Source organism: Nostocoides japonicum T1-X7 (assembly GCF_001046855.1).
GTDB lineage: Bacteria > Actinomycetota > Actinomycetes > Actinomycetales > Dermatophilaceae > Nostocoides > Nostocoides japonicum.
The window spans coordinates 1,237,730-1,261,175 of sequence record NZ_HF570958.1 but is presented as its reverse complement, the minus strand read 5'-3'; the positions used below and the strand labels follow the sequence as shown (position 1 = coordinate 1,261,175).

Sequence of the window (23,446 nt, the reverse complement as noted above, 5' to 3'; positions counted from 1 at the left end):
GTAGTTTTCACAATCCTGTTGTGAAAACGGCAGATTCGCAACGGGACTACCGTGGTCGTATGCGAGCCTGGCACGTCACGACGCCCGCTCCCGTCGAGCGCGGCCCCGTCGCTCTCACCGACCGGCCGATCCCTGATCCGGCTCCGGGAGAGCTCCTCGTGCAGGTCCTCGCGTGCGGCGTCTGCCGCACCGACCTCCACGTCACCGAGGGCGACCTCCCGGTGCACCGGCCCGGCGTCGTCCCCGGGCACGAGGTCGTCGGCCGGGTCGTCGCCGTGGGCGCGACGGCGGAGGGGTACACCGTCGGCGACCGCGTCGGCATCGCCTGGCTGCGGCATACCGACGGCGCGTGCCGCTGGTGCCGCCGAGGCGCGGAGAACCTCTGCCCGGCCTCCCGCTACACCGGCTGGGACGCCGACGGCGGGTATGCCGAGTACACGACGGTCCCGGCCGACTTCGCGTATGCCGTGCCGGACGGGATCGACGACGTCGCCGCCGCGCCGCTGCTCTGCGCGGGGATCATCGGGTACCGGGCGCTCGCCCGGGCGAGCGTTCCCGAGGGTGGCGTCCTCGGGCTCTACGGGTTCGGCGGGAGCGCCCACCTCACCGCGCAGCTGGCCGTCGCCCAGGGGGCGCGGGTCCATGTCATGACCCGCGGCGAGCAGGCGCGGGAGCTCGCCCGGTCCCTCGGCGCGGCGTCGGTGCAGGACTTCGACGATCCCCCGCCGGAGCCGCTCGACAGCGCGATCACCTTCGCCCCCGTCGGGACCGCCGTGCCCATGATCATGCGCGCCCTCGGGCGGGGCGGGGTCCTCGCCGTCGCCGGGATCCACCTCAGCGACATCCCGGCGCTCCGCTACGAGGAGGAGCTGTTCTACGAGAAGCAGCTGCGCAGCGTCACGTCCAACACCCGGGAGGACGGCCGGGCGTTCCTCCAGCTCGCCGTGCGGCACGGCATCCGCGCGACGACCCACACCTACCCGCTCGACGGTGCCCTCGAGGCGCTGCGGGACCTCAAGGCGGGCCGCTTCGACGGAGCGGCGGTGCTCGTCCCCTGACGCTTTATCGGGTGACCCGACAAGACGTGGCTTCACCCGACAAGGAGAGTCGGGTGAAGCTCAGTGTTCTGGGGTGACCCGATAAAGCTAGCCAGGGTCGCAGCCCCCATCGGGTGGACGTCTCCAGGTTGCGGTTGGGTCTCTGCGCAGGTCGCAGGCCCAATCCAGCCTTCTCACAGGGTAGGTTGTCTGTGCATGGGAGAGCCGCTCGTCGTCATGAAGGACGTCAACAAGCACTTCGGCGACCTCCATGTCCTGCGCGACATCAACCTCGAGGTCGCCTCGGGTGAGGTCGTCATCGTCATCGGCCCGTCGGGGTCGGGCAAGAGCACCCTGTGCCGGACGATCAACCGTCTGGAGACGTTCGAGTCCGGATCGATCACGATCGACGGCGACCCCCTGCCCCTGGAGGGCAAGAGCCTGGCCCGGCTGCGGGCCGACGTCGGCATGGTCTTCCAGTCCTTCAACCTCTTCGCCCACAAGACGATCCTCGAGAACGTCACCCTCGGGCCCATCAAGGTCCGCAAGGAGAAGAAGGCGGACGCCGAGCGCCACGCGATGGAGCTCCTCGAGCGGGTGGGGGTCGCGCTCCAGGCGGACAAGTACCCTGCCCAGCTCTCCGGCGGGCAGCAGCAGCGCGTCGCCATCGCACGGTCGCTCGCCATGCGGCCCAAGGTGATGCTGTTCGACGAGCCGACGTCGGCCCTCGACCCGGAGATGATCAACGAGGTGCTCGACGTCATGGTGCAGCTCGCGAAGGAGGGCATGACGATGGTCGTCGTCACCCACGAGATGGGGTTCGCCCGCAAGGCCGCCAACCGGGTCGTCTTCATGGCCGACGGTCAGATCGTCGAGCAGGCTCCCCCCTCGGACTTCTTCACCAACCCGCAGTCGGACCGCGCCAAGGACTTCCTCGGCAAGATCCTCACGCACTAGGAGGACATCCCGCAGATCCCACACGCCGGCTTCAGCACCCGGCGTGACGGCATACGACCGTCGTATGCCGCGAACCACCAGGAGGACACCGATGAACCCACGACGCATCGCCGCGGCCGCGATGGCGGCAGGAGTGGCCGCCGGGCTCGCCGCGTGCGGCAGTGACGACGGCAGCTCGGACTCCGGATCGGGGGGTGGCAGCTCGATCAAGATCGGCATCAAGTTCGACCAGCCCGGTCTCGGCCTCAAGGAGGGCTCGGAGTACACCGGCATGGACGTCGACGTCGCGAAGTACGTCGCGAAGAAGCTCGGCTACTCCGACGACAAGATCCAGTGGGTCCAGGCCCCGAGCGCCCAGCGCGAGACGCTCATCTCGACCGGCCAGGTCAAGCTCGTCGTCGCGACGTACTCCATCACCGACGAGCGCAAGGAGAAGGTCGGCTTCGCCGGCCCCTACTTCATCGCCGGCCAGGACCTGCTCGTCCGCAGCGACGACACGTCGATCACCGGGCCCGACTCCCTCAAGGGCAAGAAGCTGTGCTCGGTGACCGGCTCGACGTCCGCCCAGAACGTCAAGAAGAAGGTGCCGGGCGTCAACCTCCAGGAGTTCGGCACGTACTCCGAGTGCGTCGCGGCCCTCGCCTCCAAGGGGGTCGACGCGCTGACGACCGACAACACGATCCTCGCGGGCTACGCCGCGCAGGACCAGTACAAGGGCAAGCTGAAGGTCGTCGGCCAGCCGTTCTCCGAGGAGCGCTACGGCATCGGCCTGAAGAAGGGCGACACCGACCTGTGCACGAAGGTCACCGACGCCGTCAAGTCGATGATCTCGGACGGCTCGTGGCAGAAGTTCGTCGACGACAACCTCGGGCCCGCCGGCTTCAAGCCGGGTGCCGGCAACCCGCCGACCCCGGACGCCTGCTCCTGACCCTGCCGATCACCGTGGCGTCCCTCGTATGCCGCGAGCCCGCGGCATACGAGGGGCGGCGGCCCGCCTGTCCCAAGGGGTGATGCATGGGCGACATCCTGAGCAACTACGACATCCTCGGCGCCTTCTGGATGACCATCAAGCTGTCCGTCCTCGGCACCGTCGGGGCGCTCGTCCTCGGCACCGTGCTCGCCGTCATGCGGGTCAGCCCGGTGACCACGCTGCGCGCCATCGGCACGTCCTACGTCAACGTCTTCCGCAACACGCCGCTCACGCTGCTCATGGTGGCGAGCATCCTCGGGATGACCTACATCCTCGGCATGTCGCTGTCCGACGACCAACAGACCAACATCTTCCGCTGGGCCGTCATCGTCCTGTCCGTCTACCACGCGGCCTTCATCTGCGAGGCGGTCCGCAGCGGCTTCAACACCGTGCCCGTCGGACAGGCGGAGGCCGCCCGATCCATCGGCCTGTCGTTCGGCCAGAGCCTGACCCAGGTCATCCTCCCGCAGGCCGTGCGAGGGTCCATCGCGCCGGTGGGCTCGACGATCATCGCGCTCATCAAGAACTCGACCGTCGCCTCGGTCATCGGCGTCTCCGACGCCGCCGGCATGATGGCGACCATCGTCGAGAACGAGACGGGGACGTTCGGGGTGTTCCTCATCTTCGCCGTCGGGTTCGTCATCCTCACCCTCCCCCTCGGCATGGCCTTCACCGCGATGTCCCGCCGGCTGGCGGTGCGGCGATGAGCGCCACCGTCCTCTTCGACGCCCCCGGCCCGAGGGCCCGGATGCGCCATCGGATCCTCACCGGGGTGGGTCTGCTCATCGCCGTCGGCATCGCCTACGTGGTGCTTCGCAAGCTCGGCGACGCGGGCCAGCTGGCCGCCGAGAAGTGGAAGCCGTTCGTCACCAAGGACGCGTGGACGCAGTACCTCCTGCCCGGCATCTGGGGCACCGTCAAGGCGGCGGTGATCTCCATCGTCCTCGCGGCCGTCTTCGGCACCGTCTTCGGCATGGGGCGTCTCTCGGACAACCGGGGCATCCGCTGGGTGAGCGGCGTCGTCGTCGAGTTCTTCCGCGCCGTCCCGGTGCTCATCATGATGTACTTCGCGTTCAACCTCTACGCGCGCAACAACGTCTTCGCGGTCGAGCTCAACCCGCTCATGGCCGTCGTCACCGGCCTGACCCTCTACAACGGCTCCGTCCTCGCCGAGCTCGTCCGCTCGGGGGTCCACGGTCTGCCGGCGGGTCAGCGCGAGGCGGGCCTGTCCATCGGCCTGACCCAGGGTCAGACCCTGCGATCCATCCTCCTGCCCCAAGCACTCCGGGCCATGCTGCCCGCGCTCATCGGCCAGTGCGTCGTCGTGCTCAAGGACTCCGCGCTCGGCTACGGCATCACCTACGCCGAGCTGCTCAGCTGGTCCAAGACCCTCGGCTCGGCGTATGCCAACACCATCCCGGCATACATGGCCGCGGCCGTCCTGTTCATCCTGATGAACTTCGCGCTGACCTTCGTCGCGCGGAAGGTGGAGGCCCGGCTGGGACGTCGGGGTGTCCGGCCCACGCCGGCCGCCGGGACGGCCGTCCTCGGCGCCGACGCGGCAGCCGGAGGGAACCCGGCCGGACCGTCGACGGCGCAGGGCTGATCGTCCGCCGGCCGCTCACGAGGCAGCGGGTCGCGGCGGTTCGGTCGCGGTGTGGACGCGGCGCCGGAGGGTCCGGAACGGGACGAGGTAGATGACGGCGATGACGAGGTAGCCCAGAACCGCCGCAACGGGCAGGAAGAGGCCGAGGAGGATCATCACGAGGTAGCCGGCCATCCCGGGGGTGAGCTTCGCGGTGAGGACCGTCACGTCCTCCTCGCTCGCGTCCGTGCGGACCAGCTGCTCGCGCAGCGCGTACTGCCAGAGGACATGGAGGAGGAGCAGGCCGACGGCCAGGGTGCAGCCGTAGATGGTGCAGGCGACCCGCTCCGCGCCCTCATGCCCGATGCTCTCGGCGAGCAGCCTCGTCGGGAAGGGGAGGAAGGAGACGACGAACAGGACCAGGAGGTTGAGGCGGAGCACCCAGACGTCGGCCGTCCGGAGGTAGTCGGTGATCGCCGCATGGCCCAGCCACAGCGCGCCGACGGTGGAGAAGCTGACGAGATAGGCCAGGTACGAGGGCCACTGGTGGAGCACCGCATTCCACAGGTTGTCCTCGGCGGTGGCCGGCACGGAGATCTCCAGCACGAGCAGCGTGATGGCGATGGCGAAGACGCCGTCGCTGAACGCCTCCATGCGCCCCGTCGCGTAGCGCGCGGGCTTCCGTTGCGGTGCGTCCTTCATCGGTGACTCCTTCACCTCGGGTGGTCGCCTCACCGGCCGAAGGCCCGGGCCTTCAGCTCGACCGATGCGGTAAGGCCCGGCTCGCCGGCGTTCTCGGCCACCGACACCTCGTACGTGCCCTCGTCGATACGCCACGTGCCGGTCGTCCCGTCGGCTCCGTCGTAGCGGGCGAGCAGCCGCGGTTCCGCCTCGAGGGTCACCCGACGTGTCTCGCCGGCCTCGAGAACGACTCGGTCGAAGGCGAGCAGCCGCATCCGCCTGTCTCCCGCCGCCTCGGTGAGATACAGCTGCGGGATGTCGACGCCCGGCCGGTCGCCGGTGTTGGTGACCGTGACGCGGGCCGTGATCGTGTCGCCCGCGCTCACCTCCAGGTCGGTGTGCGCGAACGTCGTGTAGCTCAGTCCGTGGCCGAACGCGAAGAGCGGTCGCTGCGCGGTCCTGGCGAGCCACCGGTAGCCGACCTCGGCACCCTCGGTGTACTCGATCGTGGTCGGCGTCCCCCACGGCGTGCCCTGGCCGGGCAGTCGCGGCCGGGGAGTCTGGCTCAGGTCGGCCGGGAAGCTGACCGGCAGCCGGCCCGACGGGTTGACGATCCCCGTCAACACCTCCGCGATGGCCTGGCCGCCCGCCTGGCCCGGATACCACGCCTGCACGATGGCGCCGACCGCGTCCCGCCACGGCATGGACACGGGGTTGCCCGTCTCCAGCACGACGACGGTCCGCGGGTTGGCGGCGGCCACGGCCTCGATCACGGCATCCTGACCCCACGGCAACGACAGGTCGTGGTCGTCGAAGCCCTCGCTCTCGACCGTCACGCCGAACACGATCGCGACATCACTCCGGGCGGCCATCGCGGCGGACTCCGCCGGGCTCATCCCGGCATCGAACTCGATCTCCGCACCGGGCAGCAGCCTGCGCAGCTCGGTCAGGGGCGACGAGGGCAGCAGGTAGAGGTTGCGGGCGACCCCCATGGCCCCGGGGCCACCGACCTTGATCACCTCGGCATAGCCACCCGGTGGCACCACCGCGCTGGAACCGCAGCCGGTCACCACTCCGAGCTGGGCATGTCCACCGATGACGGCGACATGCGGCGTGGACTCCGGTCGCAGCGGCAGGATGCCCGTGTTCGCCAGGAGGACGATCCCCTGGCGGGCGGCCTCCAGGGCGATCCCGTGATGGCTGCCCATGTCGACCTCGGGAGCCGGTCCCCATCGGTCCACCCCGACCGCGAACATCGAGCGGAGGATGCGGCGGACCATCTCCGAGAGGCGGTCCCTGGAGAGCCGTCCGGCCTCGTACGCCTCTCGGAGCGGCCCGACGAACCACTCGTTCTGCCACAGCATCATGTCGATCTGCAGTCCCGACTCCTGGTCGAGGCCGTGGATGGCACACTCCCAGCTCGTCGTCCCGCCCCAGTCCGACATCACCCAGCCGGGATAGCCCCAGACACCCTTCAGCACGTCCTGGATGAGCACGGCGTTGTCGCCGGCGTAGTCGCCGTTGATCTTGTTGTATCCCGTCATGACCGCGCCCGGACCCGAGCGCTCGATGGCGATCTCGAAGGCCAGCAGGTCGGACTCCCGGTGCGCCGCGGGATCGATCCGCGCATCGAGCCAGTGCCGGTTGGTCTCGTTGCAGTTGAGCGAATAATGCTTGATCGTCGAGATGACACCTTCTCCCTGGATCCCGTTGATGGACTCCGCCGCGAGGACGGCGGTGAGCAGCGGATCCTCCGACAGGTACTCGAAGTTGCGCCCGTTGCGCGGGTCGCGTGCCAGGTTGACGCCGCCGGCCAGCTGGATGTTGAACCCGCGGTGGCGGGCTTCCTTGCCGACCAGGGACCCCGACACACGGGCCAGGTCCGGGTTGAAGCTCGCTCCCAGACTGATCCCCGCAGGCAACGCCGTGGCCGTGTCGCCAGGACGGTACCCAGGGTTCGTCACGCCGAGGCTCGCGTCGCTCATCAGCTGGGCGGGGACGCCCAGCCGGGGAACACCGGGGACGTAACCGGCGCTCATCGGGACGTCCTCGGGGATGCGTTCGTCGAGGACCGTCACGACGTCGTTGGTCCCCATCACACTGACGAGCAGCGAGAAGCGCTCGTCGTCGGTCATCTGCTCCTCGACGTGCCGGGCGCGGCGGTCCGCGTCGTCGATGCCGTTCCGGGGGTCGACGCCTTCTCCAATTGTCACGTCCATCGCCTCCCTCGAGGGCACGCTCGCGCCGAGCGAACCGGTGCGTCCCCGTCCTGCGACGGGCCTCCTGGAGATCCATGGAGGGTAGGACGCAGGCTAGGTGCCACGAGGGCGAGGCTGCGGGGGGCGACGCGAGTTCACCCGGGTGAATCCACTCCGGCCGGCGACCGCTCACCCCAGCGAGCCCTACTGTCGCACCGAGGATCACGCGAGGAGTGACCCAGCGGAGCACGCATCCGCGTGGAGCGACGGTGCCCGTCGGCTCGGTCCACGAGCGGACCGTCAGGTGCTGTCACCGATGAAGGGAGAGCCGAATGATGGACTCGGTCGACACCTCGGAGACCACGTCGCCCCACGACCTGAGAGGTGCGGCGCTGGGGCAGCTCTCGGTCCAGGAGCGTGCCGCATGGGGCAGGACGGCACGCTCGGTCGCCCCCCTGGCGAGCCATGGCGAGCTCCGGCGCACGACGTCCCGCACGCCCGTCGAGCTCCTGCTCGGCCAGGCCGAAGGGCGGGTCCCGGAGCTCGTCCCCATCCGGCACGGACGGATGCTCGTCTCGCCGTTCACGTTCTACCGGGGCGCGGCGCTGCTGATGGCCGCCGACCTCGCGGGAACGCCGACCTCGGGCCTGCGCACCCAGCTGTGCGGGGACGCGCACCTGTCGAACTTCGGCGCCTACGCGTCGCCGGAGCGGCGCCTCGTCTTCGACATCAACGACTTCGACGAGACCTTCCCCGGACCCTTCGAGTGGGACGTCAAGAGGCTCGCGACGAGCTTCGCCGTCGCGAGCCGCGACAACGGCTTCACGACCAAGGAGTCCCGCCGGGTGACGCTCATCGCCGCGGAGAGCTACCGCACCGCCATGCGCGCCTTCGCCGGCCAGCCGATCCTCACCGTGTGGTACGCCCATCTCGACATCGAGTACGCGTTCGCCCAGTTCAGCGCGTCGCTGGCGGAACGGAAGCGCAAGGAGCACAAGTCCGACCTCAAGGGCACCAAGAAGATCATCGCCAAGGCGCACGCCCGGGACAGCCTCCAGGCACTGGACAAGCTGACGGTCCTCGTCGACGGACGCCCCCGGATCGTGTCCGATCCCCCGTTGATCACCCGCCTGGACGACATGACGGGACTCGACACCGATGTCGTCCTGGGCCGGATCACCGAGCTGGTCGCCCGCTACCGCGGGACCCTGAGCCCCGATCGCCGACGACTGCTGGACCATTTCGAGCTCGTCGACGTGGGCCACAAGGTGGTCGGAGTGGGCAGCGTCGGCACCCGCGCCTGGATCCTCGTGTTCCAGGGGCGAACGGACGGCGAGGCGCTGACCCTGCAGGCCAAGCAGGCCCAGCGATCGGTCCTGGCCGACTATGTGACCTCGACGTCGGGACCTGTCGGCGCCGACATCGCCGACCCGAGCCGCGACATGACGGACGGAGAGCGGGTCGTCACCGGCCAGCGGCTCATGCAGGCCAGCAGCGACATCCTCCTCGGCTGGCTGCGATCGATGACGCCCGATGGCGTCGCCGAGGACTACTACCTGCGCCAGCTCCGGGACTGGAAGGTGTCCGCCGAGATCGAGCGCCTGTCGCCCACCAGCATGGAGATCTACGCCCGCCTGTGCGGATGGACGCTGGCCCGCGCGCACGCTCGGTCAGGGGACCGGGTCGCGATCGCGGCCTACCTCGGCAAGTCCACCCGGTTCGACGAGGCGATCTCGGAGTTCGCCGAGACCTACGCCGACGTGAACGAACGCGACTACGCAGCGTTCTCCGCCGCCGTCGACGCTGGCGTCGTCGAGGCCGAGTCCGGGCTGTGACACTCCCGCCCTTCCGGACGTGCGCCGCGAGCACCTCCCGGAGGTCGTCGGATCCGTGCGAGCCGGTGATGCCCCGCAGCGCCGCTCACACGCAGTCCCCGGTCGGGCCGTGCCAGGGTCCGGGGAGCGAGTTCACCCGGGTGATCAATCCACCGCGGGGAGGGGTTCACCCATCGCCTGGGTACAAGAGAGACGTGGACCACGACGGACCGCCCGGCCCCGCGCCGGCATACCGCACCGCGAGGATCGTGGTGCGCGGTGAGTTCGGCACGATCCTCGCCGCGGCGCTCCCCGACTGCGAGTGCGCCACGCTGTCCGGGGAGACCCATGTGAAGACGCAGGTGCGGGACGACGCGGAGCTCTTCGGGGTCGTCGAACGGCTCCGCAGCCTCGGCGCGTCCGTGATCAGCCTGTCCGTCGACCCCTGACGGGGGCTCACCGCCGGGGTGCCTGCCGCCGGTGCTGCCACGATGTCGACGGGCGTGTGCCCAGAGTAGATTCGTGCTCATGCCTGAGGGAGCGGGGCAGCACGTCATCGCCGACGGCCGCCGGACCAATCCGACGGCACTCCGCCTACACGTCGTGCTCAACAAGCTGTCGGCGCCACCGCTGAGACGCGGACTGGTCGACCGGCCCCGGGTCGTCGACCGGATCGCGAGCGCGGCCGACGTGCCGGTGGTGCTCCTGTCGGCCCCTCCTGGTTACGGCAAGACGACGGCCCTGGCCCTGTGGCGGCGATCGGACGAGCGGCCGTTCGCGTGGCTCTCCCTCGAGTCGGCGGACGACGACGCGGTGGAGCTGACCCGGGGGGTGGCAACGGCGCTCGACCCGATCGTCGGGATCGACCAGGAGCTGGTCGCGGAGCTGGCCGGTCCGGATCCTCGACTGGCGGATCGGGTGCTGCCCCGCCTGGCGAACGCGTGGGCGAGGTCGGAGCGACCGCTCATCCTCGTGCTCGACGACCTCCACGTGGTCCGTGACCCCGCAACGCTCTACGTCGTCGACTACCTCGCCCAGCACGTCCCGCCCCACTCGCAGCTCGCCCTGGCGACGAGGACCGATCCGGCTCTGGGCCTGGCCGGTATGCGGATGCACGGCCGCCTGCTGGAGGTCCGGGCCGCGGATCTCGCCTACGAGGACGACGAGGCGGTCGACGCGCTCGCTGCTGCCGGGGTGGACCTGACCGCCGACCAGGTCCGACGGCTCATCGTGCGCACGGAGGGCTGGCCCGCCGCGATCTACCTGGCGGCACTGTCGCTTCGGGGCCGTGCGGACCCCGCGCGCTACCTCGAGCACTTCGCGGGCACGAACCGGCACGTGGCCGACGTGTTGAGCGAGGACGTGCTGCAGCGGCAGCCCGACGACGTCGTCGCCTTCCTGCTGCGGACCAGCATCCTCGAGGACCTGACCCCCAGCCTCTGCGATGCGGTCACCGGGGGTGACCGGGCCACCGAGACCCTGCGCGACCTGGAGCGCAGCAACCTGTTCGTCGTGCCGCTCGACGAGAGCCGGACCGCCTACCGCTACCACCACCTGTTCGCCGAGTATCTGCGGGCCGAGCTGAACCGGCGCGAGCCGGAGCTCATCACCGAGCTGCACCGGCGAGCCTGGCGCTGGTATGCCGAGCATCACCTCACCGCGCGGGCCGTGGAGCACGCGCGGACCAGTGGCGACGTCACCGTGGCCGCGGACCTCGTCGCCTCGCGCTTCCCGGCCCTCTACGAACGCGGGCAGACCGACACCGCGCAGACGTTCCTCGCCGACCTCGACGCCGACACGGTCGAGGAGCAGGCGCCGCTCGCTCTCGCCGCGGCATGGCTGGCGGCCATGACGGGCGACACCTCGGGCGCCCACCGGCTCATCGACGCGGCACGAGGCGGCACCTGGGACGGCCCCATGCCGGACGGGACGTCCTCGCTGGAGTCCGCACTCGCCATCGCGACCGCGACGATCGGCGGCCATGGTGTGACCCGGATGGAGGAGGCGGCGAACACCGCGGTGCGGTTGGAGACCGCCCAGAACCACTGGCGCGGGCTGGCCTTGACGCTGCAGGGTGCGGCACTGACCCTCCGCGGCATGGACGACGAGGCGGAGCTCAGCCTGGCCGCAGCGGTGCCCATGACACCCGAGCAATCCGCCACGCATGCCTACGCTCTGGCGAACCTGGGCCTTCTCCGCCTTCATCGCGGGGACCTCGAGGCGGCGCTCCACTACGCCCGGACGGCCCATCGCATCATCGACTGCCCGACCATGCGGACCTACACGCCGAGCGTGCTGACCTACGCGCTCCTCGCGCGTGTCCTGACGGAGTATCGACGGGACCATGACGCCGAGCAGGCCATCGACGGAGCCGAGGCGATCCTGCCGCACGCCTCCGACGCCTTCTGGTGGCTCCTCGCGATGGCGCGGCTCCTGCTCGTTCCCTCGCTCATGACGCTCAACCGTCCGGACGACGCACACCGTCACCTGGACGAGGTCCAACGACTCATCGGCCAGCACAGCGACGTCGGCCGGCTCGCGCAGTGGCATACCGACGCCCGGACCCGGATCTCCTCGGCCCTTCCGAGCGCCCGACCAGGGGCGCCGAGCGCCCAACCGGGGGCGCCGCTCAGCACCGCCGAGAAGCGGGTCCTCCGGCTCCTGCGGACCGATCTCACCTTGCGTGAGATCGGCCGGGAGCTGCACCTGTCCGTCAACACCGTGAAGACCCACACTCACGCGATCTACCGCAAGCTCGACGTCTCGACCCGCTCCGAAGCCGTCCAGGCCGCTCGTGCCCGGACCCGCGTCGTGGGGAACGGCCGGACGGCCACCGAGCCGGTCCGCGACGACGCGAAACGCTGAGATTCACCCGGGTGAACCGCCGGCTCGGGCTGCTGCGGTCACCCGGACCCGGCATACGGTCGCCCTACGTCACGAGCCATGACCCGGGTGCGCCGCCCGGCACGACCCACGTGGACGGACGATCGCAGCACGGACGACGGAGAGGGGGCAGCCGCGGTGGTGGAGGTCCTGCACCGACGGCCGACGAAGGCTCCCGGAGTCGCGAATGCGACCGAACCCCGCTGATCGGCGCCGGTGGGTCGTCGGTCTGGCCGCCCGCGTGGGCGTCCTCATGCTCGCCAGCGGGGCCCAAGCGCGAGAGACCGAGAGGAGCGTCCGGGCGGTCGCGACCGGCCTGGGACTCCCCGAGACCGAGGTGGTCGTCAGCTATTCCACGGTGATGGTCTCCAACATCGACTCCGACCCCGCACCGGTCGGGGAGGGGACGAGCGGGACACGTCCCGAGGGCACGGTGGCTGCCGACGTGACGACGGCCATCCAGGCGGTCCGCGTGTGGCAGCCCGACTACCACCGGCTGGCCGCCGCGGCGGCCCTCGTCCGGAACGTCCACGAAGGACGCACGGACCTGGCCGCAGCGCAGGCCGGTCTCGACCGGGCGGTGGCCATCGCGTCCCCCTATCCGCGCTGGCTCAGGTTCGCGGCTCCCGCGCTGCTCTCCTACGGCGTCACCATCATGTTCGGCGGCCGGCTCCTCGACGCTCTGACGACGCTGGGCATCGGCCTGGCGATCCAGCCGGCGCTGGAGCGCATCGAGCGCAGCGAGCTCAGCGCCTTCTTCCAGACCCTCACCGGTGTCGCCGCCACGACGCTGTTCGTCGTCCTGCTCGTGAAGATCGGCATACCGATCCACGGCGGCCTCGTGCTGACCGGCAGCCTGCTGCGCTTCCTGCCGGGTGCCGCTCTGGTGGCCGGCATGCACGACTTCCTCGACGGCGCGCTCACCTCCGGTGTGACGCGACTCGCCGAGGTCTTCCTCTACGGCGCCGCAGTGGCGGGAGCCGCCTCGGTGGTCCTCTCCTTCGGGGCCGGTATCGGCGTTCGTCTCCGCATCACGACCGCGGGCCAGGAGGTGTGGCCGGCGGGCGTCATCGTGGCCACGGGCACGTTCGCAGTCACCTGCTACGCCTTGCGGCTCGCCGTCCCCTGGCGGGTGGTGGTCACGGTGGCCATCCTGGGCGCCGTGGTCGTGGTCCTCGGCCGAGGGATGACACCGCTGACCGCCGGCATGGGTCAGCAGCTCCGCACTCTCGTGGCCGCCCTGACGGTCGGAGTGCTCGGGCAGACGCTGGCGCACCGGGCGCGTCAACCGGCAGCGCTGTGGCTCGTCCCGACCATCCTGCCGCTCCTCCCGGCACCGAGCACCCTGCTGCCGCTGCTGGCGGAGACCGAGGCGGCCCGGCAGGCGCTCCAGGGGCAGGCGCTGGCCACCGCCTTCAGCATCGGGGTCGGGGTCGGCTGCGGCTCGATCCTCCTCGAGACCTCTGCGCGGAGCTGGCCGCGGCTCATTCACCCACGCCACCCGCAGGGCCGGACCCGAACCGCTCCATGAGCCACGACATCCCGACGGAAGGCAGGTGACGGCGATGCGGACGTCCCCGCCGCCAACATCCCCAGGCATCGCGACGTCGCCCACCGAGCGCCCGACGACACGGTATGCCGGGTCGTTCGGGCACGCGGTCCGCAGGGCGCTGCCCCGCGTGCCGGCCGCCGCGATGGCGCTCGCTCTCGCGACGATCGTCCTCATGGCCACGGCCGGCTCGGCATTCGCCGCCGCGGACCACCGGGCAGCCGGCTCCGACGACGGCGCGACCGAGCTGCGGCTGGCCCGGAAGTTCGCGCCCGTCGTCCGACTCGTCACGCAGGCCAGGCCGTGCGGTCCGGGTGAGCCCTACCGGCCCACGGACGTCGACGCGATCCTCGGCAACCCCGACGTGGCGCTGCGCGGTCCGTGGGACGGCGACAACCTCATCACGATCGCCCCGACCGGGGCGGATCTCGCGAGGGCGACGGCGCAGGACTACCTCGACTTCCCGGGGAACCCGCTCAAGCCGGGCTGCGGGTACGAGCAGTGGGCGAACGCCGTGAGCGCCGACACGCGGCCGACGCTGTACGCGCACATCGTCGTCCAGTCCGACCGACCGGACCGAATGGCGTTGCAGTACTGGTTCTACTACCCCTTCAACGACTACAACAACAAGCACGAGTCCGACTGGGAGATGATCCAGCTCGTCTTCGCCACGTCCGATCCCCAGGAGGCCCTCGACCAGGTACCTCTCCAGGTGGGGTTCAGCCAGCACGAGGGCGCCGAGGTCGCGGCGTGGGACGACCCGAAGCTCACCCACGTCGACGGCACGCATCCCGTCGTGTATCCCGCAGCGGGCTCGCACGCCGCCTACTACGAGTCCGCGCTCTACCTGGGCCGGTCCGCGCAGCAGGGCTTCGGCTGCGACAACACCCTCGGCCCCAGCACCGAGCTGCGACCGGTCGTGAAGCTCATCCCGAGCGACCCGGCGCAAGCACGGGCCGCCTACCCCTGGACGGCATACCTGGGACACTGGGGCCAGCACGAACAGGCCTTCTACGACGGGCCCACCGGCCCGGCCGCCAAGCCGGACAAGTGGGTGACGCCGGTCAGCTGGCAGCAGGAGCAGGGCCGGGGCACCAGCTACGCCGTCCCCGCCGGCGGGTTGTTCGGCACGGCAACCACCGACTTCTTCTGCACCGGCGTCTCCGACGGCTCCACCGTCGTGCGCATCCTCGCCGACAACCCCGGCCTGGTCGCCGTGGTCCTGCTCGTCGTGGCCGCCGTGCTGATCTGGTTGCTGTCACGGACCACGTGGCGACCGACCGCGCCACTGCGGCTGGCCCGACGACGCGCGTGGGGACAGATCATCGGTGCGGCACGACGGATGTACCACCACCGGGCCCTCCTGTTCCTCGGCATCGGCGCCCCGATCATCGTGATGGGACTGGTCACGGCCGGCCTCCAGGCGCTCATCGTCACCGGGCCCGACGTCGCCGGGGTCGGCCGCGGCGGCGAGGCCGGCGGGTTCCGCGTCACCCTGGCGGCGGCGCTGACCTACCTGCTGATGGGTGCCGCCGTCGTGCTCGCCCAGGCCGCGACCGTGCAGGCTGCGGCCACCATCGACGGCGGTGGCACGATCGGTGCGACGGAGGCCTATCGCATGGTGCTCCGGCGGCCGGGATCGCTGCTGGGGGCCTTCGTGCTCGCGTCGGCGCTTGTCGGAGTGTTGAGCCTCAGCGTGTTCCTGCTGCCGGTGGCCTTCGTCGTGACGACCCTCTTCATCCTCTTCGTGCCCGTCGCCGTCCTCGAACGGCGGTCGGCGGTCGGCGTCCTGCGCCGCAGCGCGTCGCTGGTGCGGCACCGCTTCTGGAAGGTCGCCTCGCTCATGGTCGCCTCCGTCGTGGTCGCCGCCGCGGTCGGCCCGCTGCTCGGCACGCTCCTGCTCCTCACCACCCCGGCGCCGTTCGCCGTCGTGAACGTCATCTCCGGTGTCACCTTCGCGCTCCTCATGCCCTTCATCGCGCTGACCCTGACGTATGCCCACTTCGACGCGGCAGTGCACGCCCACCTCGGCGGGCCGACGCGACGCGCCCCGAAGGTGCTCCTGCCCGAGGAGGCGCCGCTCGGCGAGCTGGGCGCCTCCGGGCCCTAGAGACCGTGGGTCACCGGAGCTGGACGTTGCCCTGATAGTCGCCGTGGTTGATCACACAGTCCGAGACGTCGACGTTCACCAGCTTGCCCGACACGGGAGTGAAGCCCGCGACCCCGGCCCTGGCTTGGTGCCGAGCGCCTCGGCCGCAACGACCATCACTCGGGCGCCGAGGCGGTGGCCAATGAGGACATAGGACATGACCTCCGTACGACCTCCCGTCTTCCCCAGTAGACCCGCACCCGGCATTCCGAGGCCTTTGAGTTCCTTGGCGCCCCACCGCGCGCGGTAAACGGGAGAATCGGGATACCGAGCCGTGATGATGGCCCGCCACCCACCCCACTTCTCATTGTCGCCTTCGGTGAGGAAACCATTCGCGACGATGACTGGCACGCCTCCCCTGCCGGGGCGCAGCAGCTCGATACGGAACGACTTGTCCTCCCGGAGGTAGGCGTTCGACACTGAAGCGCCCAGCGTGCCCCCGACAGCGGCACCGACTGCTGTGACGACGGTGGTGCCACCAGCCATTCCGAGGCCACCGGCAGCAAGGCTGCCACCGCCGAGAAGCGCGAGGCCGTGTGATGTTGCTGCGGCGCCGGACAGACCGCCGAACACGCCGGGCGAGCCAATCGCTCCGCCGACGGCGGCTGCTGCAAGGAGAGCGAGCGGAGCTGCAGCGGCCAGGCCCGCAACACTGACCGCAGCGATCTTGGAAGCCTTGTTCAGGTCGGGCTTCTCGTACTTCAGGAAGTCGTCGTAGTCGTGGAGCTCGCCGATGCTGTGCTGTGCCTTCTCGAAGCCAGGGATGTCGTGCCGGTGCTCAGCGCAGTACTGCGGGATGCGGATCGCGCCACGATCTCGCACCGCCATGTTCTCGCAACCGGGCGCCACGCACGGAAGTGTGGGTGACCCGCAACCCTGACACACGTACACAGCGAGCTGGCCGGCAGGCCGGTTGGACTTACGGTGCTCAGCCTTGGTGAAACACGACGAGCACCAACCGCACTTCGGTTGATAGGGCGAGACGTCGTCGGCGACATCAGCAATCCACCGAGGGGACACCCATCGCCGTGGGCACGTCCCACACGGTCGGCGCGTCCGGGCCGAGCACCCCAGGCCAGACGACCTGATTCCACGGCTGGGTGACGACGGGCCCAGCGCCGAGGCGAGTATGGACAGACCCGTTTTAGAATGAATGCGCGTCGGTGATGTCGTCATGCGTTAGGAGTGAAGATTCCGTGAAGATGAAGACGAGTCGCGCTCGATCCATTGTGGGAGTGACGCTTGGACTTGGCCTGGCTATCGTGCTAGGCGGCTGCGCAAGCCCCAGAGACGCAGTTTCCTCATCAGGGGGGCCCCAAACACCCTCCCTTAACCCCATCCCGGTCAAGACGCCTGAACCGGCGTTCGCGGACAGATCGGGGGGCTTGTTGGTGCCAGCCCCGGCCGGCATTACTTTCTCGCTGAACGCCGATCAAGTCCGCGCGCTGCTGGCAAGGGATGGCGCTTCGGCGCAGTGGGTTGCAGATTCGGACACCCTCGTCGTGAAATCTGGTGTTTATGACGCGCTGCCTTTGTCAGCGTCCACGAAATCCGCGTCTCGATCTGCGGTTGGCGTTCCTTCCTATGTCTTTAGTGGCAACGTGGGGCCATGTCCGCCCGCCGCGCCCGGTGGCGCGGGGACGCCCAAGATGACAGGGCCAGCATCATCGACATGCACCGGAACTGTTGTGGCGGACGGTTCCACGGGTGAAATCGAGGATGTCGAGGTTGCGCCATTCACGAGCTGAGCCCTGATTCGCCGGCGAGGGTCGGGGTGTGGGTGTGGCGACCCGCTTGCAGTGCTGGGTGTGTCCTCGCCCAACGCCGCCGTGAAGACCGCGTCGGTGGTCGGCGGGATGCACGCCGGTGCCGACTCCATCGACGACCTCGACCTGCTGCGTCATGGCGGGGTCAGTCGACTGCTCGTCGGGGTGCGGGCACGCTCGACGCTGGGCACGTTCCTGCGCTGCTTCACACACGGCCATGTGCGGCAGCTGGACAAGGTCAGCGCCGGCCTGCCGGGCTCGCCGCACGCAGCCGGCCCGCCGATCACTGTCACCCTCGGCGAGCGAGACGCATTCCGCGCATGGCTGCTGACCGCGCTCGGCGCGACGCCGCGCGAGTGGGGCCTCCCCGATGACGTGCTGGCGCGCGGCGACGACCTTGTCGAGCTGAAGCAGAGGCTCCCCCGGTTGGACTCGAACCAACAACCCTTCGGTTAACAGCCGAATGCTCTGCCAGTTGAGCTACAGGGGAATGGCGCTGAGAAACCATAGCAAAGGACCCGGGGACCGGCGAAAACGCCGTCGGGCGCCGCCTCCACGAGGCCGACCGGCACGCTCACTAGCATGCAGGAGCGTAGGCGCCGGTCCCGGTCGCCCGCCTCGTCGACTCCGGAGGTATGCGGACCATGTCCATCTCGAGCGTCACCCCTGCGGATCTCGAGAGAGCCGCCAAGCGGGTCTGGTGGGTCGTGCTCATCGAGGGCATCGTGGCCATCGTCTTCGGCCTGCTCGCCCTCTTCCATACGGTCGGCACCATCAAGGCGCTCGTCGTCCTCTTCGGCATCTACGCCATCGTCGACGGTCTCCTCGCGCTCGCCGGCGGGACGATCCAGGGCCAGTCCGGGCGGGGCTGGCTCATCTTCCAGGGGATCATGGGCATCGTCATCGGCATCGTCGCCCTGAGGTTCCCCAAGGCCTCGGTCCTCGCGCTGCTGCTCGTCATCGCCGTGTGGGCCCTCGCGATCGGGCTCGTCCAGATCTTCGGGAGCTTCCAGGCCAGGTCGCTCGGAGCGAGGGGTTGGGGCTGGGTGCTCGCGAGCGGCATCGTCAACCTCCTCTTCGGCCTGCTCCTCGTCCTCAACCCCGCGAGCGGTGCGACGGCGGTCCTGTGGATCGTCGGGATCTACGCCATCATCTTCGGCGCCCTCCTCGTCGCCTCGGCCTTCGCCGCCCGCAGCCTGATCAACGACCTCGGGGACTCCGCCGCCTGACCGCCCGGCCCGCGTGACGCGGCGCCCCCAGCCCTCCTTCTCGCACGTGCCGAGAAGATGTCGCCGTGCCGGCCCGTGGACGACAACACCTCGGCACGTGCGAAGACCTGGACCGCACGTGCCGAGAAGATGTCGCCGTGCCGGCCCGTGGACGACAACAACTCGGCACGTGCGGAGGGGGGTCGAAGAGAGGTCCGGGCGGGGAAAGGGGGACCGGTCAGGCGAGGCCGACCTGCTCGCGCAGCCGGTCGAGCGCGGCCTCGGTCTGCTCGATGACGCCCGGGTCGGAGGAGCGGACGCCGCGGCCGAGAAGGGTCTGGCCGAGCATCTCGCCGGTCGCCAGGTCCTGGCGGAGGACGACCCGGGCCGTGCGTCGCCCGTCGAGGGACACGGTGTCGGTGAGGACGACGGAGGCCTGGACCCGCTCGCGGAAGGTCTCCGGGAACGCGTTCGGCACCTTCAGGACCCACCGGGTCCTCGGGTGACGGTCGACCCAGGTGACGGTCAGGGTGAACGTCTCGTGGTCCCATGCGCCTCCGTCGACGAGGTGCCACGGCCGTTCGAGGGCCACCTCGCCGTCCGGGCGTACGGCATACACGCCGAACCGCCCGGCGACGAGCGTCGCGTCGCTCGCGTCGTCGTGGGCGACGGACAGCACGTGCTCCCCCGGCCGGGCCGCCACGACGGCCCGCGCCTCGGTCGGTATGCCGTGCCCATGGCGGCGGCGGCGTCCCAGGATGGCCATCAGGCGCCTTCCGCCCGGTGGGGATGACGTCCCGAGGACCGGTCCGGGGGTGAGGGGGTCGTCATCAGGCTCCTTCTTCGCGCAGGGCGGCCTGGCGCCGCTGGAGGTCCTGGAGGTGGACGCTGGCCTCGCGGACCCGGACGGAGTCCGCCTCCGGGTCGGAGGCGAGTCGCCGCAGGGTGCTCATCGCCTCGGCCACCTCGCGGGCGAGGGTGACCTCCTCGACGCGGGCGACGAGCGCGTCGGCGTAGCGGCGGGTCGGGCGACCGGTCAGCTTGTCCATCCGCGTCGGCAGGGACGCGACCGCCAGCTCGGCGATGAGGGGCCGGACGGCGAGAGGGGCGGCGTCCACGACGGCCGCCGTCCACGCCGTGAGCGAGCGCGAGGTGTCGATGCCGACGGTCCGGATGCCGCCGAAGACCGCCCGGTGCGCGGGCGCGGCGAACGCCTCGACCCCGATCCGGTCGACGACGTCGGCGTCGAAGAGGTCGGGGTACTGCAGAAGCGCCTGGAGCAGCTGGTGCTCGGCGTTGACGACGGGATCGCGCAGGTCTGGTGCCGGGATGGCCATCGCGAGCTCGGCGTGCGACGGCTCGGGGACGGCGGCGTCCGGATGGTCGACCGACCCGGGCGACCCCGGTCCGGGCGGTGGCGAACCCGGAGGCGTCGGACCCGGCGACCGGGCCCCCCGGTGGTCCGCCCCCTGTCGCGATGCGCGGGCGGCCCGCTGGACCTCGTCGCGGAGCTGGTCGATCTCGACGCCGAGCCACCCCGCGACCGTGCGGACGTACTCGGGGCGCAGGGCGTTGTCGCGGATGTCGGCGACGATGGGTGCCGCGGCGCGCATCGCCTGCACCCGGCCCTCGGCCGTCGCGAGGTCGAACCGCGCGATCGTCGTCCGGACGGCGAACTCGAACATCGGCACGGCGTCCTCGACGAGCGACCGGACGGCGGCGTCGCCATGGGCCATCCGCAGCTCGCACGGGTCCATGCCGTCGGCGGCGACGGCGACGAACGACTGGGAGGCCCACCGCTGGTCGTCCTTGAACGCCTTCATCGCGGCGGCCTGCCCGGCGGCGTCGCCGTCGAAGGTGAAGACGACCCGGGCCGGGGCGAGCCCCGCCTCGTCACGCAGGATCCGGCGCAGCACCTTGATGTGGTCGACGCCGAATGCCGTGCCGCACGTCGCGACCGCGCCCTCGACGCCGGCCAGGTGGGCCGCCATGACGTCGGTGTACCCCTCGACGACGACGGCCGTCCGGTCACGGGCGACGGCCTTCTTCGCCGCGTCGAGGCCGTAGAGGACCATCGACTTCTTGTAGATCGGCGTCTCGGCGGTGTTGAGGTACTTCGCCTGGACGGGGTCCTCGTCGAAGAGCCGCCGCGCCCCGAAGCCGATCGTGTCGCCGGTGATGTCGTGGATGGGCCAGATGAGCCGCCCTCGGAACCGGTCGTAGAGACCCCGGCTCCCCCGGGCCGACAGGCCGCCGATCGTCAGCTCGTCCTCGGTGAACCCGAGACCCCGCAGGTGCCTCGTCAGCTCCTCGCCGCCGCGAGGGGCGAACCCGACCCCGAACCGGCGGGCCGCCTCCCCGTCGAACCCCCGCGCGCGGAGGAAGTCGCGCGCGACCCGGGCGTCGGGGCGCTCGAGGAGGCAGGTGGCATACAGCTCCTGGGCGGCCCGGTGCGCCTCGAGGAGTCGGGAGCGACGCCCGAGCCCTTCCTCGCGCCCCCGGGGTCCGCCGTCCTCGCGCCGCAGCTCCATGCCGAGGCGGGCGGCGAGCCGCTCGACCGACTCGGTGAAGGTGAGGTGCTCGACCTTCATGACGAACTCGATGACGTCGCCGCCCTCGCCGCAGCCGAAGCACTTGAACGTGCCGTTGGCCGGGCGGATCGTGAAGGACGGGGTCTTCTCGTCGTGGAAGGGACACAGCCCCTTCAGCGACCCGGGACCCGCGGGACGCAGGGTGACGTGCTCGCGGACGACGTCGTCGATCGCGGTGCGCTCCTTCACCGCCGCGATGTCCTCGGGGTTGATCCGCCCGGCCACGCCGTCTCCTTCCCGACCGTCGCGCCCATCATGTCAGGCTGCCCTGTGCCGGCGGACCGGTCAGCACCACCGGCTGTGGAGGGCGACGGCGCTGACGTCGGTGAGCGAGGCGACCTGGTCGACGACGACACGCAGGCGGGCACAGTCGTCGCCCGCGGCCGCCCAGTCGGGCCGGAACGACGGGTCCAGGCGCTCCTCGGGGCGGTCGAGGTATGCCGCGACGAGGGCCTCCAGGAGCGCGCGCTGGGCGCTCTGCAGCTCGGTGCGCTCCGCAGAGAACATGACGTAGTGGGCGGCCACCGCCTTGAGGACCGCGACCTCCGCCCTGGCCTCCTCGGGGACGACGAGGTCCGCGGCGTGCCGGGTGAGGTCGCCGGGCCCGTGGCGCTCCCGCGTCGCCCGCTCGACGGCGCGGACGAACCGGCCGACGATGCCGGACGTCATGTCCTTGAGCCGGGCGAGGGCGGGCCGGCTCCCGTCGAAGTCGAGCGGCACGAGCCCGGTCGCGAGGATCCGCTCGAGCGCCTCCCCGAGCTCGTCGACGCGCAGATCGGGGGCGTAGAGCCCGGCCGCCACGGCGAGGACCCCGTCGACCTCGGTGCTGTCGCGCAGGACGCGCAGGTCGATCCGACCGGACGCGACGCCGTCCTCGACGTCGTGGACGGAGTAGGCGACGTCATCCGACCAGTCCATGACCTGGGCCTCGATGCACCGCCGCCGCGGCTCCGCACCCTCGCGGAACCAGTCGAAGACCGGGCTGTCGTCGGCATACACGCCGAACTTGCCCGTCGCATACGGGCCGTCGTCGCGCGCCCAGGGGTACTTCGTCGCGGCGTCGAGGCTGGCCCGGGTGAGGTTGAGGCCGGCCGGACGGCCGTCGGCGTGGACGCGCTTGGGCTCCAGCCGGGTCAGCAGCCGCAGCGTCTGGGCGTTGCCCTCGAACCCGCCGATGCCCGCGGCGATCTCGTCGAGGGCGGTCTCGCCGTTGTGCCCGAACGGCGGATGTCCGAGGTCGTGGGCGAGGCAGGCGGTGTCGACGAGGTCGGCACTGCAGCCGAGTGCCTCGCCGAACTCGCGCCCGATCTGGGCGACCTCGAGGGAGTGGGTGAGCCGGTTGCGGACGAAGTCGTCGGTGCCCGGCCCGAGGACCTGGGTCTTCGCGGACAGCCGCCGCAGGGACGCGGAGTGGACGAGACGGGCCCGGTCGCGCGCGAAGTCGTCACGGTCCGCGCGCTTGGTCACCGGGTCCTCGGTCACCCAGCGCTCACGGTCGCGCGGTCCGTAGCTCACCGGACGACTGTATGCGGGAGGTCCGACAGCCGCGGAGACGGTTCGGGAGGCGCTCTCGGCGTGGGTCCCGTAGCCTGCGGACTGTCCGGGCCGGTGGAGGGACTCAGCCAGCACGCTCCACCCGCGCGGCCGACGTCGCTCCACCCTCACTCGCCGCTCTCAGGGGAGCCCTATGAACAGCCGCCGTCGCCTGTCCCTCACCGCCGTCGCCGTCCTCGCGTCCTGCCCGCTCGCGTATGCGGCGTCGACCGCCTCCGCGGCACCGCCGGCCGTCTCGTCCGCCGCGGCGACGGGCGCCGTCCCGGCAGGTCTCACCCTCGTGGCGACCCGACACTCCCTGACCGGTACCCACACGTGGTACACGCAGACGTTCCGTGGGCTGCCCGTGCTCGACACCTTCTACGGCAGGCACGTCTACCGGGACGGCACGGTGACGGTCGACGACGGGAGGGAGGCGGTGCCCGCGAGCCTGTCGACGACGCCGACGGTGGCCGCCTCGACCGCGACCTCGGCGGCGCGGTCCGCCGTGGCCGCCCGGGCCGC

At 70.7% G+C, this 23,446-nt stretch carries 17 protein-coding genes, 1 tRNA gene and 2 pseudogenes; 13 read left to right on the top strand and 7 right to left on the bottom strand.

All coding sequences use genetic code 11. The annotated features are described in order from the left end of the window. Window positions 1-59: 59 nt before the first annotated feature. The 5 genes from BN12_RS05740 to BN12_RS05720 all read left to right on the top strand — a co-directional run bounded on the left by BN12_RS05740 (window position 60) and on the right by BN12_RS05720 (window position 4,570). Window positions 60-1,058 (top strand): zinc-binding alcohol dehydrogenase family protein, encoded by a 999-nt coding sequence (locus BN12_RS05740; RefSeq protein WP_048550806.1) that lies wholly within the window; start codon window positions 60-62, stop codon window positions 1,056-1,058. A gap of 195 nt (window positions 1,059-1,253) precedes the next feature. Next, window positions 1,254-1,994, top strand: a complete 741-nt coding sequence (locus BN12_RS05735; protein ID WP_048550805.1) for an amino acid ABC transporter ATP-binding protein — start codon at window positions 1,254-1,256, stop codon at window positions 1,992-1,994. A 91-nt stretch (window positions 1,995-2,085) separates the two neighbouring features. Then, entirely contained in the window at window positions 2,086-2,922 is an 837-nt protein-coding gene (locus tag BN12_RS05730; protein ID WP_048550804.1) for a glutamate ABC transporter substrate-binding protein, read from the top strand. A gap of 86 nt (window positions 2,923-3,008) precedes the next feature. Continuing rightward, the gene (locus tag BN12_RS05725) at window positions 3,009-3,671 is read left to right on the top strand and encodes an amino acid ABC transporter permease (protein ID WP_048550803.1); all 663 of its coding nucleotides are present in this window, start codon (window positions 3,009-3,011) and stop codon (window positions 3,669-3,671) included. Then, window positions 3,668-4,570: an amino acid ABC transporter permease gene (locus BN12_RS05720; RefSeq protein ID WP_048550801.1), complete on the top strand. Its 903-nt coding sequence runs from the start codon at window positions 3,668-3,670 to the stop codon at window positions 4,568-4,570. Before BN12_RS05725 ends, BN12_RS05720 begins: the two co-directional genes overlap by 4 nt. Before the next feature lie 15 nt (window positions 4,571-4,585). Here the strand turns inward: BN12_RS05720 and BN12_RS05715 are convergent, their stop codons facing one another. Further along, a complete protein-coding gene (locus BN12_RS05715; protein WP_048550799.1) occupies window positions 4,586-5,251 on the bottom strand; it encodes a TMEM175 family protein in 666 nt (221 codons plus the stop codon). Window positions 5,252-5,280: 29 nt separating this feature from the next. Then, entirely contained in the window at window positions 5,281-7,443 is a 2,163-nt protein-coding gene (locus tag BN12_RS05710; RefSeq protein ID WP_200901159.1) for a beta-glucosidase family protein, read from the bottom strand. A 317-nt stretch (window positions 7,444-7,760) separates the two neighbouring features. Between BN12_RS05710 and BN12_RS05705 the strand changes: the two genes are divergently transcribed. The 5 genes from BN12_RS05705 to BN12_RS05685 all read left to right on the top strand — a co-directional run bounded on the left by BN12_RS05705 (window position 7,761) and on the right by BN12_RS05685 (window position 15,784). Beyond that, window positions 7,761-9,263 carry a DUF2252 domain-containing protein gene (locus BN12_RS05705; protein ID WP_083454446.1) on the top strand — a complete coding sequence of 501 codons (1,503 nt, stop codon included), beginning with the start codon at window positions 7,761-7,763 and terminating at the stop codon, window positions 9,261-9,263. Window positions 9,264-9,457: 194 nt separating this feature from the next. After that, entirely contained in the window at window positions 9,458-9,691 is a 234-nt protein-coding gene (locus BN12_RS05700; protein WP_048550797.1) for a hypothetical protein, read from the top strand. 79 nt (window positions 9,692-9,770) lie between these two features. Then, a complete protein-coding gene (locus BN12_RS05695; protein ID WP_157635372.1) occupies window positions 9,771-12,107 on the top strand; it encodes a LuxR C-terminal-related transcriptional regulator in 2,337 nt (778 codons plus the stop codon). Between the two features lie 205 nt (window positions 12,108-12,312). Beyond that, window positions 12,313-13,656, top strand: coding sequence for a threonine/serine exporter family protein (locus BN12_RS05690; RefSeq protein WP_048550794.1), 1,344 nt, complete (start codon window positions 12,313-12,315; stop codon window positions 13,654-13,656). A gap of 34 nt (window positions 13,657-13,690) precedes the next feature. Further along, window positions 13,691-15,784, top strand: coding sequence for a hypothetical protein (locus BN12_RS05685; protein WP_157635371.1), 2,094 nt, complete (start codon window positions 13,691-13,693; stop codon window positions 15,782-15,784). Between the two features lie 75 nt (window positions 15,785-15,859). Here the strand turns inward: BN12_RS05685 and BN12_RS05680 are convergent, their stop codons facing one another. Continuing rightward, window positions 15,860-16,672 (bottom strand): hypothetical protein, encoded by an 813-nt coding sequence (locus BN12_RS05680; protein WP_157635370.1) that lies wholly within the window; start codon window positions 16,670-16,672, stop codon window positions 15,860-15,862. Between the two features lie 995 nt (window positions 16,673-17,667). On the opposite strand from BN12_RS05680, the pseudogene BN12_RS26025 reads away from it, so the two are divergent. Further along, a pseudogene (locus BN12_RS26025) lies at window positions 17,668-17,829 on the top strand (IS1380 family transposase); the annotation flags it as partial. 177 nt (window positions 17,830-18,006) lie between these two features. On the opposite strand, the gene BN12_RS05675 reads toward BN12_RS26025, so the two are convergent. Beyond that, window positions 18,007-18,079, bottom strand: a tRNA-Asn gene (locus BN12_RS05675). Between the two features lie 154 nt (window positions 18,080-18,233). Here BN12_RS05675 and BN12_RS05670 point away from each other — a divergent pair. After that, window positions 18,234-18,818: an HdeD family acid-resistance protein gene (locus BN12_RS05670; protein ID WP_162233050.1), complete on the top strand. Its 585-nt coding sequence runs from the start codon at window positions 18,234-18,236 to the stop codon at window positions 18,816-18,818. Between the two features lie 217 nt (window positions 18,819-19,035). Here BN12_RS05670 and BN12_RS05665 read toward each other — a convergent pair whose 3' ends face one another. The 3 genes from BN12_RS05665 to BN12_RS05655 form a co-directional block, all read right to left on the bottom strand. Continuing rightward, a complete protein-coding gene (locus tag BN12_RS05665; protein WP_048550790.1) occupies window positions 19,036-19,563 on the bottom strand; it encodes a hypothetical protein in 528 nt (175 codons plus the stop codon). A 64-nt stretch (window positions 19,564-19,627) separates the two neighbouring features. Beyond that, window positions 19,628-21,613 (bottom strand): DNA primase, encoded by a 1,986-nt coding sequence (dnaG, locus tag BN12_RS05660; RefSeq protein WP_048550788.1) that lies wholly within the window; start codon window positions 21,611-21,613, stop codon window positions 19,628-19,630. Window positions 21,614-21,673: 60 nt separating this feature from the next. Further along, window positions 21,674-22,903 (bottom strand): deoxyguanosinetriphosphate triphosphohydrolase, encoded by a 1,230-nt coding sequence (locus BN12_RS05655; protein ID WP_048550786.1) that lies wholly within the window; start codon window positions 22,901-22,903, stop codon window positions 21,674-21,676. A gap of 172 nt (window positions 22,904-23,075) precedes the next feature. Here BN12_RS05655 and BN12_RS25005 point away from each other — a divergent pair. Continuing rightward, a pseudogene (locus BN12_RS25005) lies at window positions 23,076-23,446 on the top strand (bacillolysin); the annotation flags it as partial.

Excerpts from the sequence above, each read along its gene's own strand:
- BN12_RS05720 (WP_048550801.1), top strand. The coding sequence starts at position 3,668 with ATGAGCGCCACCGTCCTCTTCGACGCCCCCGGCCCGAGGGCCCGGATG.
- BN12_RS05670 (WP_162233050.1), top strand. The coding sequence starts at position 18,234 with ATGTCCATCTCGAGCGTCACCCCTGCGGATCTCGAGAGAGCCGCCAAG.
- BN12_RS05690 (WP_048550794.1), top strand. The coding sequence starts at position 12,313 with ATGCGACCGAACCCCGCTGATCGGCGCCGGTGGGTCGTCGGTCTGGCC.
- BN12_RS05685 (WP_157635371.1), top strand. The coding sequence starts at position 13,691 with ATGCGGACGTCCCCGCCGCCAACATCCCCAGGCATCGCGACGTCGCCC.
- BN12_RS05705 (WP_083454446.1), top strand. The coding sequence starts at position 7,761 with ATGATGGACTCGGTCGACACCTCGGAGACCACGTCGCCCCACGACCTG.
- BN12_RS05725 (WP_048550803.1), top strand. The coding sequence starts at position 3,009 with ATGGGCGACATCCTGAGCAACTACGACATCCTCGGCGCCTTCTGGATG.
- BN12_RS05735 (WP_048550805.1), top strand. The coding sequence starts at position 1,254 with ATGGGAGAGCCGCTCGTCGTCATGAAGGACGTCAACAAGCACTTCGGC.
- BN12_RS05730 (WP_048550804.1), top strand. The coding sequence starts at position 2,086 with ATGAACCCACGACGCATCGCCGCGGCCGCGATGGCGGCAGGAGTGGCC.
- BN12_RS05715 (WP_048550799.1), bottom strand. The coding sequence starts at position 5,251 with ATGAAGGACGCACCGCAACGGAAGCCCGCGCGCTACGCGACGGGGCGC.
- BN12_RS05665 (WP_048550790.1), bottom strand. The coding sequence starts at position 19,563 with ATGGCCATCCTGGGACGCCGCCGCCGCCATGGGCACGGCATACCGACC.
- BN12_RS05695 (WP_157635372.1), top strand. The coding sequence starts at position 9,771 with ATGCCTGAGGGAGCGGGGCAGCACGTCATCGCCGACGGCCGCCGGACC.
- BN12_RS05740 (WP_048550806.1), top strand. The coding sequence starts at position 60 with ATGCGAGCCTGGCACGTCACGACGCCCGCTCCCGTCGAGCGCGGCCCC.